The 2,425-nt window shown below is 58.7% G+C and carries 2 tRNA genes and 2 rRNA genes; all 4 read left to right on the top strand.

Going from position 1 to position 2,425, the window contains the following annotated elements:
• Window positions 1–919 (top strand): 16S ribosomal RNA (locus tag ACVWZU_RS14310); the annotation flags it as partial.
• 123 nt (window positions 920–1,042) lie between these two features.
• A tRNA-Ile gene (locus ACVWZU_RS14305) sits at window positions 1,043–1,116 on the top strand.
• Between the two features lie 89 nt (window positions 1,117–1,205).
• Window positions 1,206–1,281, top strand: a tRNA-Ala gene (locus ACVWZU_RS14300).
• 233 nt (window positions 1,282–1,514) lie between these two features.
• Window positions 1,515–2,425 (top strand): 23S ribosomal RNA (locus ACVWZU_RS14295); the annotation flags it as partial.

Below are 2,425 nucleotides of genomic sequence, written 5' to 3'. Positions count from 1 at the left end.
AAAGGCCACAGCTCAACTGTGGGAAGGCCCTGGAAACTGACCGGCTAGAGTGAGGTAGGGGTTGCGGGAATTCCCGGTGTAGCGGTGAAATGCGTAGAGATCGGGAAGAACACCTGAGGCGGAAGCGCGCAACTGGGCCTCAACTGACGCTGAGGTACGAAAGCTAGGGGAGCGAATGGGATTAGATACCCCAGTAGTCCTAGCCGTAAACGATGGACACTAGACGTTGGCCGTATCGACCCGGTCAGTGTCGGAGCTAACGCGTTAAGTGTCCCGCCTGGGGAGTACGCACGCAAGTGTGAAACTCAAAGGAATTGACGGGGGCCCGCACAAGCGGTGGAGCATGTGGTTTAATTCGATGCAACGCGAAGAACCTTACCAGGGCTTGACATGCCGCGGACCCTGCGGAAACGTGGGGGTGCCTTCGGGAGCGCGGACACAGGTGGTGCATGGCTGTCGTCAGCTCGTGTCGTGAGATGTTGGGTTAAGTCCCGCAACGAGCGCAACCCTTGTTCCTAGTTGCCAGCATTGAGTTGGGCACTCTAGGGAGACTGCTGGTGACAAACCGGAGGAAGGTGAGGATGACGTCAAGTCAGCATGCCCCTTACGCTCTGGGCTACACACGTGCTACAATGGCGCGGACAAAGGGTCGCGAGCGCGCGAGCGTGAGCCAATCCCAAAAACCGCGTCTCAGTTCAGATCGCAGGCTGCAACTCGCCTGCGTGAAGGCGGAATCGCTAGTAATCGCAGATCAGCATGCTGCGGTGAATACGTTCCCGGGCCTTGTACACACCGCCCGTCACACCATGGGAGCTGGCCATGCCCGAAGTCGGAGCACCCGCCGAAGGCAGGGCTGGTGACTGGGGTGAAGTCGTAACAAGGTAGCCGTACCGGAAGGTGCGGCTGGATCACCTCCTTTTAGGGAGACCTACCTTGGGGCATCTGAGGGGAGTTAGACCACCCTCAGGCCAGCAAAGGTTATCCCAGGTCGGTCGGGGTTGAGGGGATGGTTGACTGGGGTTCTGGAGGGGAACCGAGGGGAGGGCTATTAGCTCAGGTGGTTAGAGCGCACCCCTGATAAGGGTGAGGTCCCTGGTTCGAGTCCAGGATGGCCCACTGTTTGTCCTGGAGAAGGGAGAGCTAGCAAGCTAGAAGCGAGCTGGCCAAGCTGAGGGCAAAGCCAGAGGGTGGGTGCAGTCTGGATTGGGGGTATAGCTCAGCTGGTAGAGCGCTGCCTTTGCACGGCAGAAGTCAGCGGTTCGAGTCCGCTTACCTCCACCACCTTGGTGAGGAGGCGGGAAGGGGTTCTCCAGTTGGATAGGTTGACGACCGGGCTAGGGGTTTGGGTTCGAGCACAAGCCTCCAGCCGGGTTGAGCCGGCCAGCACTTTGAAAACTGCATAGCAAGAGAGCAGCATGCTTCTGGGTTGAGCCCTCCGAGCCTTGGCTTGGGGGAAGCAGCAGCAACCTGGGGGCATGAGGCAGGTAGAACACCAATGTTACATGAGGTGAAAAGGTCAAGTCAGTTAAGGGCGCACGGTGGATACCTAGGCACGCAGAGGCGAGGAAGGGCGTGTTACCGACGAAACGCTGCGGGGAGCTGGACAAAAGCGGTGATCCGCAGGTGCCCGAATGGGGCAACCCGGCAAGGCGCAAGCCTTGTCACCTTTGGCTGAATCCATAGGCCAAAGGGGCGAACGCGGCGAACTGAAACATCTTAGTAGCCGCAGGAAAAGAAAACAAACGTGATTTCCTCAGTAGCGGCGAGCGAACGGGAAAGAGCCTAAACCGCTCAGCTACGGCTGGGCGGGGTTGTGGGACGGCCAAACGGCAGCCGGCGGGCTAGGGGAAGCAGCTGGAATGCTGCACCAGAGAAGGTGAAAGTCCTGTAGCCGAAAGCTCAAAGGCGCCGGCCGGATCCCGAGTAGCACGGGGCAGGGGAAATCCCGTGTGAATCGGCGAGAACCATCTCGTAAGGCTAAATACTCCTGCGTGACCGATAGCGAACCAGTACCGTGAGGGAAAGGTGAAAAGAACCCCGGGAGGGGAGTGAAACAGAACATGAAACCGTGTGCCTACAAGCAGTGGGAGCCCGATTGAACGGGTGACCGCGTGCCTGTTGAAGAATGAGCCAGCGAGTTACAGCGTGGGGCAGGTTAAGGCGGGAATGCCGGAGCCAAAGGGAAACCGAGTCTGAAGAGGGCGAGAGTCCCATGCTGTAGACCCGAACCTGGGTGATCTAACCATGGCCAGGCTGAAGCTTGGGTAAAGCCAAGTGGAGGGCCGAACCGGGTGATGTTGAAAAATCATCGGATGAGCTGTGGTTAGGGGTGAAATGCCAATCGAACCCAGAGCTAGCTGGTTCTCCCCGAAATGCGTTGAGGCGCAGCGTCGACAGGTACCTGGTGGGGTAGAGCACTGAATCG

It is taken from the genome of Thermostichus sp. MS-CIW-26 (assembly GCF_054059115.1).
Note: the sequence above shows the minus strand (reverse complement) of the source record. Positions and strands in the feature narration are given on the sequence as shown.